Source organism: Streptomyces sp. NBC_00080 (assembly GCF_045041255.1).
Lineage (GTDB): Bacteria > Actinomycetota > Actinomycetes > Streptomycetales > Streptomycetaceae > Streptomyces > Streptomyces coriariae.
Genome location: NZ_CP108235.1, coordinates 8,523,343 through 8,539,012 on the forward strand (window position 1 = coordinate 8,523,343; position 15,670 = coordinate 8,539,012).

The 15,670-nt window shown below is 71.5% G+C and carries 10 protein-coding genes and 1 pseudogene; 6 read left to right on the top strand and 5 right to left on the bottom strand.

What is annotated here, in order from left to right; genetic code table 11:
• Positions 1 to 32: 32 nt before the first annotated feature.
• Positions 33 to 236: a hypothetical protein gene (locus OHU34_RS38115; RefSeq protein WP_200840016.1), complete on the bottom strand. Its 204-nt coding sequence runs from the start codon at positions 234 to 236 to the stop codon at positions 33 to 35.
• Positions 237 to 383: 147 nt separating this feature from the next.
• On the bottom strand, positions 384 to 3,368 hold the full coding sequence (locus OHU34_RS38120; protein ID WP_142268833.1) for a glycosyl hydrolase 115 family protein: 2,985 nt from the start codon (positions 3,366 to 3,368) through the stop codon (positions 384 to 386).
• Positions 3,369 to 3,580: 212 nt separating this feature from the next.
• Between OHU34_RS38120 and OHU34_RS38125 the strand changes: the two genes are divergently transcribed.
• The 3 genes and pseudogenes from OHU34_RS38125 to OHU34_RS38135 all read left to right on the top strand — a co-directional run bounded on the left by OHU34_RS38125 (position 3,581) and on the right by OHU34_RS38135 (position 5,906).
• A complete protein-coding gene (locus tag OHU34_RS38125) occupies positions 3,581 to 4,105 on the top strand; it encodes an RpiB/LacA/LacB family sugar-phosphate isomerase (RefSeq protein ID WP_235034701.1) in 525 nt (174 codons plus the stop codon).
• A gap of 323 nt (positions 4,106 to 4,428) precedes the next feature.
• Positions 4,429 to 4,572, top strand: a pseudogene (locus OHU34_RS38130) (hypothetical protein); the annotation flags it as partial.
• A gap of 356 nt (positions 4,573 to 4,928) precedes the next feature.
• On the top strand, positions 4,929 to 5,906 hold the full coding sequence (locus OHU34_RS38135; RefSeq protein WP_142268832.1) for a RimK family alpha-L-glutamate ligase: 978 nt from the start codon (positions 4,929 to 4,931) through the stop codon (positions 5,904 to 5,906).
• On the opposite strand, the gene OHU34_RS38140 is transcribed toward OHU34_RS38135, so the two are convergent.
• Positions 5,890 to 7,836 (bottom strand): PAS domain S-box protein, encoded by a 1,947-nt coding sequence (locus OHU34_RS38140; RefSeq protein ID WP_405770695.1) that lies wholly within the window; start codon positions 7,834 to 7,836, stop codon positions 5,890 to 5,892. The genes OHU34_RS38135 and OHU34_RS38140 overlap by 17 nt on opposite strands.
• 309 nt (positions 7,837 to 8,145) lie before the next feature.
• On the opposite strand from OHU34_RS38140, the gene OHU34_RS38145 reads away from it, so the two are divergent.
• Positions 8,146 to 10,530: an excinuclease ABC subunit UvrA gene (locus tag OHU34_RS38145; RefSeq protein WP_142268830.1), complete on the top strand. Its 2,385-nt coding sequence runs from the start codon at positions 8,146 to 8,148 to the stop codon at positions 10,528 to 10,530.
• Between the two features lie 81 nt (positions 10,531 to 10,611).
• Here the strand turns inward: OHU34_RS38145 and OHU34_RS38150 are convergent, their stop codons facing one another.
• Positions 10,612 to 10,977 (bottom strand): DUF6479 family protein, encoded by a 366-nt coding sequence (locus OHU34_RS38150; protein ID WP_405770697.1) that lies wholly within the window; start codon positions 10,975 to 10,977, stop codon positions 10,612 to 10,614.
• A gap of 165 nt (positions 10,978 to 11,142) precedes the next feature.
• Between OHU34_RS38150 and OHU34_RS38155 the strand changes: the two genes are divergently transcribed.
• Positions 11,143 to 11,535 carry a ferredoxin gene (locus OHU34_RS38155; RefSeq protein ID WP_142268828.1) on the top strand — a complete coding sequence of 131 codons (393 nt, stop codon included), beginning with the start codon at positions 11,143 to 11,145 and terminating at the stop codon, positions 11,533 to 11,535.
• 109 nt (positions 11,536 to 11,644) lie between these two features.
• Complete coding sequence (locus OHU34_RS38160; protein ID WP_142268827.1) at positions 11,645 to 12,823, top strand: acyl-CoA dehydrogenase family protein; 1,179 nt, start codon at positions 11,645 to 11,647, stop codon at positions 12,821 to 12,823.
• A gap of 779 nt (positions 12,824 to 13,602) precedes the next feature.
• Here the strand turns inward: OHU34_RS38160 and OHU34_RS38165 are convergent.
• Positions 13,603 to 15,588: a heavy metal translocating P-type ATPase gene (locus OHU34_RS38165; protein WP_142268826.1), complete on the bottom strand. Its 1,986-nt coding sequence runs from the start codon at positions 15,586 to 15,588 to the stop codon at positions 13,603 to 13,605.
• Between the last annotated feature and the right edge of the window lie 82 nt (positions 15,589 to 15,670).

Here is a 15,670-nt window from a genome sequence, read left to right on the forward strand (position 1 = left end):
CGGGGTTCGCCGCCGGGCCCGGATGCCGCGGATCAGGCGAACGTCACCGACACCGCCCCGAGACCGCCGAAGCGCGCCTCGACGTGCCGGCCGGCCTCGACGGACGGCGCCCCGGTCATCGTGCCGGGCAGGACCAGGCGGCCCGGCTCCGGCGCGGCGCCGAAGGAGGCGAGCCTGTCGGCGGCCAAGGCGACCGCGGTGGCCGGATGCCCCAGCACCTCCTTGCCGGTGCCCACCGCGACGCTCCGGCCGTCGTCAGCAACTCGGCGGTCACGGCGGCGAGTTCGGGCGCCTCGTCCAGGGGTGTCCACGGGCCGCGGACCAGGCCGGCGGAGTTGGCGTTGTCGGCGTGTGCAGCGCGAACATCGCCGCGACCGGCTCGCCTACCGGCTCGGCGCGTCCAGGCCCGGCCGGGCATCCGTCCCGGCGTCCGGCTCGGGGTTGAACACCGGGTGATAGCTCTCCGGGGGTGCGAGATAGGCGCCGGCCGGCAGTCCGCCGGTGTCGACGACGATCTGGTCCACGGCGGTCCCCGGGTCGACCATGAACACCCGCAGGACATGCTCGCCGGGCGCGGTGACCGTGATGGTCGCGGTCAGCTTCTCGACGCCCTCCTCCACGTTGCGCGCCCAGGCGTCGCCGCGGTTGCCGGTGGCGACGGCCTGCCCCGACAGGACGGTCGGCGGCCGGTCGTCGAGGGCGACGGCCAGCCGCCGCGCTCCGCGCTCGTCGAGCGAGGGCAGCCGGAAGACCGTCACGGGGAAGGTGCCGGTGCTGTCGAACCGCACCCGGTACCTCAACTCCGGTGCGCGAGCGGCGAAGTCGGCGGTGATCGGGGCCGCCGTGGACGGTACCGCCTCCACCGCGGCGGTACGGCGTCCGAGGCCTCGCACGGTCCGCCAGCGGGCCCGGCCGCGTGCCACCCGGCGCTCGGTGTGCACGGCGTCGATCGACACGTAGCCGTTGGCCTCGACGAACCCGCGGGCACGCCGGCGCGCTCGGCCCCCGTCGTTGACGACCTTCAGGGGCACCTCGAAACGCAGGGCGCCACTCGTGAACGCGACCGTGACGTCGTGCGTGCCCTCGGGTGCCCGCGCCCAGTCGATCCCGACCCACACCCGGGTCTGTTCGGTGAGCGTGCCGCCCGCCGCGCTCAGGCGGACCCAGGGGTGTTCGGCCTCCGCGGCCCAGTCGACCGGGAGGAAGCCGGTGTTGAAGACATCGACGAAGCGCCGGTCCCGGGTGACGGCCGAGAAGGCCAGTGGCCGTTGCGTGCCGATCTCGTTCCCCTCGGAGGCCACCCCCAGACCCGAGGTCTCCTGCCGGGGGATCCTGGTGACGGCCGGGCGGCCCGGCGCCTTCGGGATCTGTGAGGGATAGGGGTTGACGTAACCGTCCCACTTCCCGCCCGCGACCTCCGTGTTGTACCGCCTGGTGAGCGCCGCCTCCTGGGTGTGCGCCGCTTCGGCGAGGTCCGCGAGGACGTTGGCTCCGGCGCCGCGGCCCTGACGTACCGCGAGGGCGTTGCGGTCCGCCCAGTAGTACTTGAGGTTCATCAAGTACGCCCCGTGCACCGGATATTGGACGAGCTCGTAGTAGGCGTCCCGGTACGCCTGGGGGAGCCCGGTTCCCAGCGTCACGGCCCGTTCGAGCAGACGGTCGTACGCGGCCATGCGGCGTCCGGCCTCGTCCCCGTGATGCACGACGGAGAACATGTTCCGGTCGATGAACTCCGGGCGCCGCTCGGCCGCGAGCCGGTAGTACTCGGTGCGGATCGAGGCGATCTCCTGGGCGTGCGGGAGCCCGAACTGCCGTCCGTACCACTGCGCGAGGAAGCCCGCGACGTCGTCGGCGTGCCACCGGTCCACGTCCCAGGCCATGTCCAGGGAGAAGGACAGTCCGGTCTCGATCGACTTGAGGTCACCGACGTTGAAGATCCACATCCGGTCCGCACCGTGCTCGTACACCCGGCGCAGCTCCTGCCAGACCTTGGTGAGCTGCGTGGTGTCGAGCCACAGATAGCTGCGCGGACGGCCCCAGTAGGAGAGGTGGTAGTAGATCCCGTTGCCGCCGGACCGGGCGCGTTCCGCGTCGTCCGGCAGCTGGCGCATGTTGCCGTGGTTGTCGTCCGGCCAGATCAGCGTGACGTCGTCCGGGACCTGGACGCCCGCGTTGTACAGGTCCAGGACCTCCTTGTACGGGATGAAGATCTGTGGCTGAGCCGCCGCGCCGACCTCCTCGGCCAGGATCCGGCGCTGGTCGGCGATGATGTCGTTCATCACCACGACCTTCTCCGCGATCGTGGTGGCGTACTTGGTCTCCAGCGCGGTGTCGTGCAGGCCGCGCATGCCGAGGGTCCAACTGCTCTCGTACGCCGCGTTCTCCCGGGCCCGGGCTCTCCAGTAGTCGGAGATGACGGCGGGGTTCACCGTGTAGTCGTACGCCGGCAGTCCGCCGTCGGCGCCGCGGTGCTCCTCGGCCCACGGCGCCCACTCGTGGACGCCGTTGCGCAGCAGGGCCTCCGGGTGGCTGGAGCCGACGACGACGCCGTAGTGGTCGGCGAGTTCGGGGTTCTCCCGGTACTTGTTGAAGAAGTCGGAGTACGGGTGCATCGCCGGCCACAGGTAGTTGGCCTTCAGCCGCAGCAGCAGCTCGAACAGGCGCTGGTACGTCTTCGGGCCGATGTTCTTGTCCGGCTCCTGGGTGCGCTGTGACCAAGTGGTCAGGTTCTGCTCGTCGTTGATGAAGACACCCCGGTAGCGGACCGACGGCTCGCGCCGTTCGAAGGGGCCCGCGGGCACGGAGACGGCGTCACGCTGCTCCACCGGTACGTCGGCCCACCAGTACCAGGGTGAGACGCCGATGCGTTCCGAGGTGTCGTAGATCCCGTAGACCGTGCCGCGCCGGTCGCTGCCCGCGATCACCAGCGCGCGGTCCACGCCGGGTGCCGGGTGCTCCACCACCTGGGTCACCGAGGCCTCCCAGTGCCCCTTCACCCGCCGGACGTCCAGCCGTCCCTGTGCCGCGAGCCGGTCGATGACCGGACTCGCGCCGAGGGTGCCCACCAGGACCAGCGCCGTGGACCGTTCCGGCAGGGTGTGCCGTAACCCGGGCCGTACCCCGCAGACCCGTTCCACGTCGGCCCGGAGGTCCCCGGCCGCGCGGATCACGGCGGGGTGGTCGGCCGCGTCCACGAACACGTCCACCGCCACGCCGTCCCGCACCAGGTCGAATCCGGGACGGGTGGCCGCCGACGCGGAGTGCGCGGCCGCGGGCAGCAGCGGGGCCAGCCCGACGGCCGTCATGCCCCGCAGGAACCCCTTTCGGGTCCACGGCTGCGAGGGGTCCTGCGGTGCGGTGGTCGGCATCTACGCTCCTGGTCCGGGCAGTGACGGCTAGGGCAGTGGCATGACCATGCTAGAAAGCGCTTTCCCCAAACCCTAGACCGACGCCGACGGCGGCGTCCATATCCGTGCGGGGCCGCTGGCGGTCCTGGTCCGATCGGCACCGGCTCCGCACGGCGAGGCGACGAACTCCTCAGGCCGTGCCCCCGGGCCGGTTCCTCAGTAGGCTCTGCGGCATGCGGATCTCCGTCTCCTCGGACATGGACGAACCAGTGGCCCGCGCCCTCGTCGCGGAGCTGCGCGGCCGAGGGCACGACGTGGTGCCGCACGGCGCGCTGCGGCCCGGCGACGACCCTCGGTGGGCGGTGTGCTCGGCGGTGGCGGCCCGGGACGTGGCCGACGGGACCTCGGAGCAGGCGGTGGTGTGCTGCTGGACCGGCACCGGCGCGTCGATCGCCGCGAACAAGGTGCCCGGCGTCCGGGCCGCCCTGTGCGCCGACGCCTACACCGCCGACGGCGCCCGCCGCTGGAACGACGCCAACGTCCTCGCCCTCAGCCTCCGCCTCACCTCGGAGCCGCTGCTCAAGGAGATCCTCGACGCATGGTTCGCCGCCGAGTCGGGCGGGGACACCGAGGACCGGCAGAACGTGGCCCATGTCGAAGGCCTCGACGCCGCCCGGGCGCGACAGGGGCCCCAGGCCGTCTCCGCACAGGGGCGTCGTCCGCCCGGAGGGCAGGGTTCGCGGCGTCCGTGCGTGTGATCGCGGGGCGCGGGGTCGCCCGCGTACCCGGTGCACGTGGGCGACCCCGCCGACGCGGCTGCGGGTGCCCTCCGGGGGAGTGCGTGGCCGGGCCGGACCCGCGGACACGGCCGGGGCCGCGCCCCTCGTAAGGACGGCTTCGCGGCTCCGTACGGCTCGTTCGACTCTGCCGGGTACCCGGCGGCCGGAGAGGGTGGGGACGTGCGGACCGGCACGCACCTCCGAGCGACCCGACCCGGAAGGGAACCCGAGATGCCCGTCGAACCGCAGGCGACGTCCGCCCGGCTCACCGACGACGAGCTCAGGACGCTGCACGCCCACGTGTCATCGACCGGGTCCCCGGCCTCGCCGTGCGTGCCGCCGGCGTACGGCGGCGGATGGAGGACGCGCGACTGCGCCACCACGACCGGATCCGCGTCCACGGCACCGACCTTCCCGAGGTCGCCGACTGGACCTGGGACGGGTGAGACGGCGGGCCGGCGCGGACCGGCCAGGGCGCACGGACCGGGGCGGACGGCGCAGGGGGAGGGGCAGCGGGCGGGCCGTCGTGCGCCCTGGTACGGCGTCCCGCCCGGTGCTTACAGTGGTCGGCCAGCCCTGCACGCGGATCCGGCGGGGCGAGTCCCACCCCCCGTGGTCGACCGTCGTCCTCGTCCCCGCCCGGCACGCGTCCGGGCCCGGGCGGCTCCGGGCACCGGAGCGGCTCCGAAGGGCGACGGGCGCGACGACGACCCGCGCGACAGACACCATCCGTGACACCGCTCGTGCCGTGTGAGGGCCCGTTCGCGGTACGAGCGCGCGTCGAGAGCCGCTGGAGGCCGCTGTGTCCCGACCGTGCATCGCCCTGATCGCCGACCCCACCTCGCCCGAGGGCTGCCGCGAGTATCTCGCCGACGCCGTGGAACTGCTCACCGGCGCCCCGCCCGTCCGGGTCGACTCCCGGCACTTCGCGACCGGCGGATCCGGCCACGGCGTCCGTGACGGAGGCCGGTTACGGCTCCGGGTCCCCGAGGAGCGGCTGGACTTCGTACCCGACGTCGTCCTGCTCTACGAGATCCCGCCGCACCACCGGCAGGCCCTCGCCGGCTTCCAGGAGCTGCTGGAGACCCACGACGTGGTGACCCTGGCCGCCGGACCCGACGCCTGGCGGACCGCGACCGAGAAGAACCTCACCGTCGAACGCTTCGTCCGGGACGGTGTCGCCCAGATGGAGACCGCCGTGCTGTCGCGGCCCTCCCCGCGGGAGGCGGCCGACGCGTTCGACCGGCTCGGCCGCGACACCTGGGCCCGGCCCGTCGTCGGCACCGGCGGCAACGACACCTTCCACGTCACCGACCCCGCCCAACTGGAACTCGCCGCCGCCTACTACGCCGAGCGCGGCACCGACTGGCTGCTCTCCCGGGACGCGGCCAACTTCACCGCCGACGGCCGCCGCCACCAGTTCCGTGTCTTCGTCCTGGGCGACCGTGTCGTGCACGCCCGCGAGCACCTCCAGCCGGAGACCGACACCCCGTGCAACACCTGCCAGGGCGCCACCGCCGTCCACATCGCCCCGCAGGACCTCCAGCCCCGGCTCGCCGAACTCGCCGTCGCTGCCACCGCCTCGGTCGGGCTCCCCTTCGCCGGTGTCGACCTGGCCGCGGAGAACGGCGGGGTCGTCTTCGAGGTCAACGTCCAGCCCGCCTTCGTCGACGGCGAGCTGGAACTCCGGGCGGTGGCAGTGCCGTACGTCCAGGCGCACCTGGACGCCTTCGCGCTCGCCTGCGGCGGCCCGTCCCGGGGGCTCACAGCTTCAGCGTGAACCAGGTCGTCTTGCCCTCGTCCGTCGGCCGCACCCCCCATGCGGCGGCGAGGGCACGGACCAGGATCAGACCGCGGCCCGACTCCGCCTCCTCGACCGCCACCCGCGGCTGGGGGAGTTGCGGGCTGGGGTCGCTGACCTCGACCGTGAGGTCGGTGGCGGTGCGGTGCAGATGCAGGCCGATCGGGCCCTCGGAGTGCTGCACGGCGTTCGTCAGCGTCTCCGACAGCAGCAGGAGCGCGTCGTCGGCCCGTTCCGTACAGTTCCACGAGGTCAGCGCCTTGTGCAGAAAGGCCCGTCCTTCCGGCACGGAGGCCGGGGCGGCCGGGAAGTGCGTGGTGACGGCGGCCAGGGGCGCGGCCGGCAGCTGCGCGAGCAGCAGGGTCACGTCGTCGTTGTGGCCGTCGGCGTCCGGCAGCAGACCGGCGAGGACATGGTCGGCCGCGGCCTCCAGGCAAGGTGTTCCGACGAACAACTTGTTCAGCAGCAGGGTCAGTTCGCCGATCCGTACCTCGATGTCGCTGCCCGGCGTCTCGATCAGGCCGTCCGTGTAGAGCACCAGGGTGGCTCCGGGCGCTATCTCCGAACTGGACTGCTCGTACAGGATGTCGCCCACGCCGAGCGGAGCGTTGACCGGACAGGGCAGGGCGTTGACGCCCTCGGCCACCCCGGCGACCAGTACCGGCAGATGTCCCGCCGAGCACACCGTCACCGTGCCCGCGTCCGGGGCGATCACCAGATAGCAGCAGGTGACGAGCTGGTCGGGCACGTCGAGGTCTCCGACGCAGGTGTCCAGCGCCTGCATCAGCTGCCGGGGCTGCATACCGGTCTTGGCCAGCGCGTGCGCGGCCGACCGCAACTGGCCCATCACGGCGGCCGCTTCCAGCCCGCGGCCCATCACATCGCCTATCAGCACCCCCACCCGGTCGGCGCCCAGCGGGATCAGGTCGAACCAGTCGCCACCCACGCCGGCGCCCTGGGTGGCGGGCCGGTAGCGACTCGCGGTGGCCAGACCGGGCAGGGCGGGCGGCGTGCCCATCAGACTGCGCTGGAGCGTCAGGGCGATGTGCCGCTGCTGTTCGTACAGGGCTTTGAGCTCGGCCTCCGCGCGCTTGCGGTCGCTGATGTCCCGCACGATCGCGCACGCCCCGACCACGGCGCCGTGGGCGTCCCGGGTCGGCCACAGCGTGACGTCCACGTCGCGCAGCGCCCCGGTGCTGGTCATCCGCAGCGTCTCGTAGTGCTCGACCTTCTCGGCGTGCCGCAGCCGCTGGAGCAGCTCGCGGATCTCGTCCCGCAGCTCCGGCGGAGCCAGCAGCGAGATGTGCCGGCCGATGGCCTCCTCGGCCGTGTAGCCGTACAGGCGCTGCGCGGCCGCGTTCCAGTAGGTGATGTACCCGTCGAGGGTGTGGGCGAGGATCGCGTCCTGCGACGACTCCACGAGCGCCGCGAGCTCGTTGATGCGCGCCTCGGCCGCCTTGCGGTCGCTGACGTCGCGCACGGCCGCCGACACCAGGAGCCCGTCCGCCGTCTCCAGCGGGCTCAGGCTGATCTCGACGGGGAACTCCGTGCCGTCCTTGCGCAGCCCGTGCAGTTCCAGCCCGGCGCCCATCGGACGCACCTGGCGGTTGGCCGTGTACCCGCTCCGGTGCGCGGTGTGCTGGCCGTGGAACCGGTGCGGGATGAGCAGCTCGACCGGCTGGCCGAGCAGTTCCTCGCGGCCGTGCCCGAACAGGGCCTCGGTCTGGGCGTTGACGAGCCTGATGATGCCGGAGTCGTCGACGATGACCATGGCGTCCGGCGCCGCCTCCAGCAACCCCCGGAACCTTTCCTCGGCCCCGCCGACCGCCCCGTCCGCCGGGGACGCTCCGCAGCCGCACCGTTTCTGCCGGACCTTCTGCTTCACGTTCTGCCCGGCCTTCTGCTTCACGCTCCGTTTCGCGGTGCCCGCTCCCGCGGCTGCCCCCGTGTCCGCGCGCCGCGCTGGTTCAGCCCGCATCACATCGGCCATCTTCCACCTCATCCCGCACGACGAATCAGGCCATCCCATCGCCTCCGGCCCGCCCGCGCCGCGCGTTGTCGCATACTGTCCGCCCCCTGTCCGAACCTGAACGCGACCGAACCGATCAGGATTCGAGAAGCGCCGGTCATCGGGTCACGGATAGCGTTGCGTCGGTCAGATCGGGCCAGGCGACGCCCGACCCCGCGAAGGCGGTCGCGAGCAGCAGATGGAGAGACGATGAGCATGGCCAAGAAGACGGACGCGCCGCCTGCGCAGCACATCGCCGACAGTCACGGTCTGATCCGCGTGCACGGCGCCAGCGAGAACAATCTCAAGGACGTCAGCATCGAGATCCCGAAGCGCCGGCTGACGGTGTTCACCGGCGTCTCCGGCTCGGGCAAGAGCTCACTGGTGTTCGACACGATCGCCGCGGAGTCGCAGCGGCTGATCAACGAGACCTACAGCGCGTTCGTCCAGGGCTTCATGCCGACGCTGGCCCGCCCCGAGGTCGACGTGCTCGAAGGGCTGACGACCGCGATCATCGTCGACCAGCAGCGGATGGGGTCCGACCCCCGCTCCACCGTCGGCACGGCGACGGACGCCAACGCGATGCTGCGCATTCTCTTCAGCAGGCTCGGCCGGCCGCACATCGGGCCGCCCACCGCGTACTCCTTCAACACCGCCTCGGTCCGGGCGAGCGGCGGGATCACCGTCGAGCGCGGCACCAAGAAGACGGTGAAGGCGACCTACTCCCGTACCGGCGGCATGTGTGTCCGCTGCGAGGGCCGCGGCACGGTCTCCGACATCGACCTCACCCAGCTCTACGACGACAGCAAGTCGCTCAACGAGGGCGCGCTCACCATCCCCGGCTACAGCATGGACGGCTGGTACGGCCGTATCTTCGGCGGCTGCGGATTCTTCGACCCGGACAAGCCGATCCGCAGGTTCACCAAGAAGGAGCTGCACGACCTCCTGCACAAGGAGCCGACGAAGATCAAGGTCGACGGCATCAACCTGACGTACGAGGGGCTGATCCCGAAGATCCAGAAGTCGATGCTCGCCAAGGACATCGACGCGCTCCAGCCGCACATCCGGGCGTTCGTGGAGCGGGCCATGACGTTCACCGTCTGTCCCGAGTGCGACGGCACCCGGCTCAGCGAGGGCGCCCGGTCCTCGAAGATCGGCGAGATCAGCATCGCCGACGCCTGTGCGATGCAGATCAGCGACCTGGCCGCATGGGTGCGCGGCCTCGACGAGCCGTCGGTGGCGCCGCTGCTCACCGCGCTCCAGCACACCCTCGAGTCGTTCGTGGAGATCGGTCTCGGCTACCTCTCGCTCGACCGGCCGTCGGGCACGCTGTCCGGCGGTGAGGCGCAGCGCGTCAAGATGATCCGCCACCTCGGCTCCTCGCTCACCGATGTCACGTACGTCTTCGACGAGCCCACCACGGGCCTGCACCCGCACGACATCAGCCGGATGAACGACCTGCTGCTGCGGCTGCGGGACAAGGGCAACACGGTGCTCGTCGTGGAGCACAAGCCGCAGACCATCGCGATCGCCGACCACGTCGTCGATCTCGGCCCCGGGGCCGGCACGGCGGGCGGCACCGTCTGTTTCGAGGGCACCGTCGAAGGCCTGCGGTCCGGCGACACCATCACCGGCCGTCATCTCGACGACCGGGCCGCAGTCAAGGAGACCGTGCGCAAGCCCACCGGCACGCTGGAGGTCCGCGGCGCGACGGCGCACAACCTGCGCAATGTCGACGTCGGTATTCCGCTCGGGGTGCTCTGTGTGGTCACCGGTGTGGCGGGCTCCGGCAAGAGCTCGCTCGTGCACGGGTCGATCCCGGCCGGAGAGGGCGTGGTGTCGGTCGACCAGGGCGCGATCCGCGGCTCCCGACGCAGCAATCCGGCGACGTACACCGGCCTGCTCGACCCGATCCGCAAGGCGTTCGCGAAGGTCAACGGCGTGAAACCGGCGCTGTTCAGCGCCAACTCCGAGGGCGCCTGCCCCACCTGCAACGGCGCCGGCGTCGTCTACACCGACCTGGCGATGATGGCGAGTGTGGCCACCACCTGCGAGGAGTGCGAGGGGAAGCGGTACCAGGCCGCGGTCCTCGAGTACCACCTCGGCGGCCGTGACATCAGTGAGGTGCTGGCGATGTCGGTGAGCGAGGCCGAGGAATTCTTCGGCACCGGTGAGGCGAGCACGCCGGCCGCGCACCGCATCCTGGGCCGTCTCGCCGACGTCGGGCTCGGCTACCTCAGCCTCGGCCAGCCGCTCACCACGCTGTCCGGCGGCGAGCGGCAGCGGCTGAAGCTGGCCACCCACATGGGCGAGAAGGGCGGCGTCTACGTACTGGACGAGCCGACCACCGGCCTGCACCTCGCCGACGTCGAGCAGTTGCTCGGCCTGCTCGACCGGCTCGTCGACGCCGGCAAGTCGGTCATCGTCGTCGAGCACCACCCGGCGGTGATGGCGCACGCCGACTGGATCATCGACCTCGGTCCCGGCGCGGGTCACGACGGCGGCCGGATCGTCTTCGAGGGCACCCCCGCCGATCTCGTCGCCGCCCGGTCCACCCTCACCGGCGAACACCTCGCGGACTACGTCGGCGCCTGACCGAGGCACCCGCCGGACCCCTCCCGCGTGGCCTGGTGCGACCGGCTCCGGGCGCCCTTCGGCTCGGCCCGCCGGTCCGGGTCAGTGGGATCCGATACCGCCCCCGCCGAAGGAGCCACTGCTGCCGCGGCTCCAGCGCGGCCGTGTCTTGTCCCCGCTCGACCGGGTCTGCATGTTGGTCAGCTCGTACGGCGTCAGAGGACGGCCGCCCTTCGGCGTCCGTGGCACCTCGTCGGGTTCCCGGTTCTCGCGTATCTCGTGCACCGCGCCGTCCGGCGGGAGGTGCGGCTGTTCCTCGGGGCGCGGCCGGGCCGGCTCGCGCGACTTCACACGCGCGCCCAGCCAGAAGCTGCCCCCCAGCACGGCGACGACGGCCATCGCGACCACGAACAGCACGAGGCTGAGCAGGCCGCTCGCGGCGGCCAGCTGAACGCTTGCGGTAGTCATATCAGGCGAATACCCACCAAATGGGACATGAATCCGTCTTCGAGGTATGAACTCGCCGTTCCGGGCCTGCGGCCTTTCGCCGACGACGCCTCGCGCGTTGTGGCCGCCGCCGCCTCCGGGCCGGCCCACGGGTTTCGTGCCGCCGCGCCCGGCTACCCGTCAGGGGTGACTCCGACGACATCTCAGACCTGTCAGACATCGCAACAGGAGCTCTTCCGGTTCCTGGAGGACCGCTTCGCCTGTGCCCAGGCGTGCACCGGGTGTGCGCGGGAAAGTGCGCTGCGCGCGAGCCTCGTGGATCCGGAGGGGACCGACGATCAGGCGCTGTTGCGCCGCAAGGGCATCATGTGCGCGGAGGTGTGCGACGCGACCTGCCGCGTGCTGTCCGAGGACAACCGCCTGGACGAGGCCGGTATCCGCGCCCAGCTGGAGTGGTGCCGGACCGTGTGCCTGGAGACCGCCCACGTCTTCGACAAGCACCCCGGGGCCGAGGAGGGCGCTGCCGCCTGCCGCGCCTGTGCCGAGGCCTGCACGGAATTCATGGCCACGCTGGCCTGAGGCCCCGCGCCCGGGAACCGAAGGAAGCGAGCCCCTGCCATTCCCAATTTCTGAAACACGTTCTACCGTGTGCGCCGTCAGGACCGGCCTTGGGGAGCCAGGAGGCGCCGTGCACCTCGACCACACGCCCGAGCAACTGCGGCTGCGCACCGAACTGCGCGCCTACTTCGCCGAATTGGTGCCGCACAACGCCTACGCCCGGCACATCGACCCGGTCGCCGCGAAGCGCTTCTACCGCAAGACGATCCGCCGGCTCGGCGCGGACGGCTGGCTCGGCGTCGGCTGGCCCGAGGAGTACGGCGGCCGCGGCCTCACCCCGATCGAGCAGTTCGTCTTCTTCGACGAGGCCGCCCAGGCCGGCGTGCCGCTGCCGCTGATGGCGCTGAACACGGTCGGACCGACGATCATGCGGTACGGCACCGACGAGCAGAAGGCGTACTTCCTGCCGAAGATCCTCGCCGGTGAGATCGACTTCGCGATCGGCTACAGCGAACCCGACGCGGGCACCGACCTCGCCGCCCTCAAGACGCGCGCGGTGCGCGACGGCGACACGTACGTCGTGAACGGGCAGAAGATCTGGACGACCAACGGCGACACCGCCGACTGGGTGTGGCTCGCGGTGCGCACCGACCCCGACGCCCCGCCGCACAAGGGCATCACCATGCTTCTCGTGCCGACCGGCGACCCCGGATACTCCTGCACGGTGATCCGCACCCTCGCCTCGCACGACACCACCGCCAGCTACTACGAGAACGTGCGCGTCCCCGTCTCGCGGCGCGTCGGCGCCGAGAACCAGGGCTGGCGGCTGATCACCAACCAGCTCAACCACGAGCGGGTCACCCTCGCCGCGCACGGCACGATGGCGATCCGCGCCCTGCACGACGTGCAGCGCTGGGCGACGGAGACCAAGCTCGCCGACGGGCGCCGGGTGGTCGACCTGCCCTGGGTGCGCCGCCTGCTCGCCCGGACCCATGTGAAGCTCGACGCGCTCAAGCTCCTCAACTGGCAGATGGTCGGCGCCCTCCAGAACGGCACCCTCACCCCGCAGGACGCCTCCGCCGTCAAGGTCTACGGCTCGGAGGCCCGCCGGGACGCCTACGCCTGGCTGATGGAGGTCGTCGCCGCCCCCGGCGCACTCCAGGAGGGATCGGCGGGCGCCGTGCTGCACGGCGAACTCGAACGCGGCTACCGCTCCGCCGTGATCTTCACCTTCGGCGGCGGCAACAACGAGATCCAGCGGGAGATCATCTCGTGGATCGGCCTGGGGATGCCGCGGGTACGGCGTTAGCCGGAACTGTGACGAGGCTTTTTAGTTGGCGCAAAAGCGGGACAGTTGGCACTGAGCTCAACGTTCGGCGGCGGCGGTGCAGATCCGTCAGCGATGTTGCTGACTGGGCTTTGAACTGCTGTTATGTCGGGGCGAGGCTGCAGTGTTTGAGGCACGGATGGCCGTTTCCTCCGGGGCTCCGACGGCTATGTCGAGCGGAAGCTCCGTGTCTTGGTCGCAGGTTTGCATCACATGCGTCGCGTCGGGGTTCAGACGTCGACAGCGGCGGAACGGGCGGTTGCGGCGGAGGTGAGCTTCGGGCTGCGCACTTGTACGGGAGGTGAGGGTTCGGGTTCAGGGGAGCGGCGTCGGACCTGGGACACCTGAGACATCGATGTGGCAGGAGTGGCGGCGATCTCGTCGATGTCGATGTCCAAAGGTCTCTGCAGGTCGCAAGCCTGGAACAGCGAAGAGGCGTAACGATCGAGACGGAGGCGCAAGAGTCGACGAGTCCCACGTCGTCCTCCTCGCCGACGACACCTACACCCCGCAGCAACCGGACGAGACCAACTCCCTGCTCGACTTCTTCTCCTCGGCCCAGATGGTCATCGCCATCGTGGCGGCCTTCGTGGTGACGGTTCTGCTGGTGTCCCAGCTGTGGCAGGACCGGCGCTGTGGCAGCAAGGAGGCGGACAAGGCCGAATAGTCCTGGCAGGCGCGCGCCTGTTGCCCAGACCTGCTGCTGCGGCTGTTCCGCTCGGTCTCCCCGGCAGGACGGCCACAGCAGTGGATTCTCCCCGTCAGTCCCGAGTCACTCCACTGTCCGTGCGGGCCCCGGCCCAAGCGGCGTCCCGCAGTAGCCGCAGGCCGTTGAGGCCGACGATGACGGTGGAGCCCTCGTGCCCCGCGACGCCCAGCGGAAGCGGCAGGGTGCCCGCCAGGTCCCAGGCGGCCAGGCCGGTGATGAAGGCGCCGGCGATCACGAGGTTCTGTACGACGAGCCTGCGGGCGCGGCGGGACAGGGCGACGGCGGCGGGGACGGCGGCGAGTTCGTCGCGGACGACGACGGCGTCGGCGGTTTCCAGCGCGAGGTCCGAGCCTGCCCTGCCCATGGCGATGCCGGTGTGGGCGGCAGCGAGTGCCGGGGCGTCGTTGACGCCGTCGCCGAGGACCAGAACACGGCGGCCCGCCGTCTCCAGTTCCTTGACAGCGGCGACCTTGTCCTCGGGCAGGAGTCCGGCCCGTACGTCGGTGATCCCGACCTCGGCGGCCAGATGCCCGGCGGCGCGCGGATTGTCGCCGGTGACCAGGATCGGGGTGGTCCCGGTGAGCGTCGTCAGGGCGGCGCAGGTGGCGGCGGCGTCCTCGCGGAGCCGGTCTGCGACGCCGAGCGCACCGACGAGGATGCCGTCGATCTCGACCAGGACCGCGGTGCGGCCGTCGTCCTCCAGTTGCGCCACCACGGCTGCGCCGGGATGGTCGGTGTCGCCGTTCAGAAGACGGGCTGGGCTGCCGACCTCCACCTTGTGCCCGTCGACGGTCGCGGTGATCCCCCTGCCCGGGGCCGACGTGAAGTCCTCCGCAGGCGGGAGCGCGAGACGGCGGGCGTGAGCGGCGTCGACCACGGCGCGGGCCAAGGGGTGTTCGCTGGGGCGCTCGGCCGCCGCGGCGAGGGCGAGGAGAGCGTCGTCGGAGAAGCGCGAGGCGGGAAGCGGGCGGACGTCCGTCACGCGGGGGGTGCCCTCGGTGAGGGTGCCGGTCTTGTCCAGGGCCACGGCGTCGACCTGGCCCAGGCGTTCCATCACCACGGCGGACTTGACCAGCACTCCGTGGCGGCCGGCGTTGGCGATCGCGGACAGCAGCGGGGGCATGGTGGCCAGGACCACCGCGCACGGCGAGGCCACGATCATGAAGGTCATCGCGCGCAACAGGGTCGGCTGGAGCGCGGCTCCCAGGAGGAGCGGGATGACGAACAGGGCGACCGTGGCGGCCACCATGCCGATGCTGTAACGCTGTTCGACCTTCTCGATGAACAACTGGGTGGGAGCCTTGGTCTCGGAGGCTTCCTCGACCATCTTCCCGATCCGAGCGATCACCGAGTCGGACGGGTCACGTTCGACACTCACGCGCAGGGCGCCGGTCCCGTTCATGGTGCCGGCGAACACCTCGTCGCCCGCTTCCTTGGTGATGGGCAACGGTTCGCCGGTGATGGTGGCCTGGTCCACTTCGCTCGTCCCGCTGAGGACCCGCCCGTCGGCGCCGACCCGCTCGCCGGGACGCACCAGGATCACGGCACCGACCGTCAACCGGTCCGTGGGCACGTCCTCTTCGCTGCCGTCGTCGCCGAGTCGGGTGGCGGTGGCGGGGGCGAGGTCGAGCAGGCCTCGGACGGAGTCGGCGGTGCGAGCGGTGGCGACGGCCTCCAGAGCGCCGGAGGTGGCGAAGATGACGATCAGCAGAGCGCCGTCCAGGATCTGTCCGATCGCGGCGGCCCCGAGCGCGGCCACCACCATCAGCAGATCCACGTCCAGGGTCTTGTGCTTGAGGGCCTTCAGCCCTTCCCATCCCGGCTCCCATCCGCCGGTCACGTAGGTGAGCGTGTACAGCGCACCCCACGACCACGCCGGTGCCCCGAGCAGATGCAGCGGGAGGGCCGTCAGGAACAGCATCAGCGCAGCGAGAGCCCAGCGGGCCTCGGGGAGGGCGAGGACGCGTGTGCGCCGCCGGGGAGCGGCGGCCTCTCGGGTGGTACCGGACGGTACTGGGCGGGTGAGCGTGTCGGACATGGAGAGGGGCGATCCTTCAGGCGCGGGGCGGCTCAGGGGGACATCGACGTTGCTTCGCCCTTCACTGTACAGGATTGAATGA

What these genes read in the sequence shown, in the direction of transcription:
- OHU34_RS38150 (WP_405770697.1), bottom strand. Translation starts at nt 10,977, where the DNA reads ATGACTACCGCAAGCGTTCAGCTGGCCGCCGCGAGCGGCCTGCTCAGC.
- OHU34_RS38120 (WP_142268833.1), bottom strand. Translation starts at nt 3,368, where the DNA reads ATGCCGACCACCGCACCGCAGGACCCCTCGCAGCCGTGGACCCGAAAG.
- OHU34_RS38145 (WP_142268830.1), top strand. Translation starts at nt 8,146, where the DNA reads ATGAGCATGGCCAAGAAGACGGACGCGCCGCCTGCGCAGCACATCGCC.
- OHU34_RS38165 (WP_142268826.1), bottom strand. Translation starts at nt 15,588, where the DNA reads ATGTCCGACACGCTCACCCGCCCAGTACCGTCCGGTACCACCCGAGAG.
- OHU34_RS38125 (WP_235034701.1), top strand. Translation starts at nt 3,581, where the DNA reads ATGCGGATCTCCGTCTCCTCGGACATGGACGAACCAGTGGCCCGCGCC.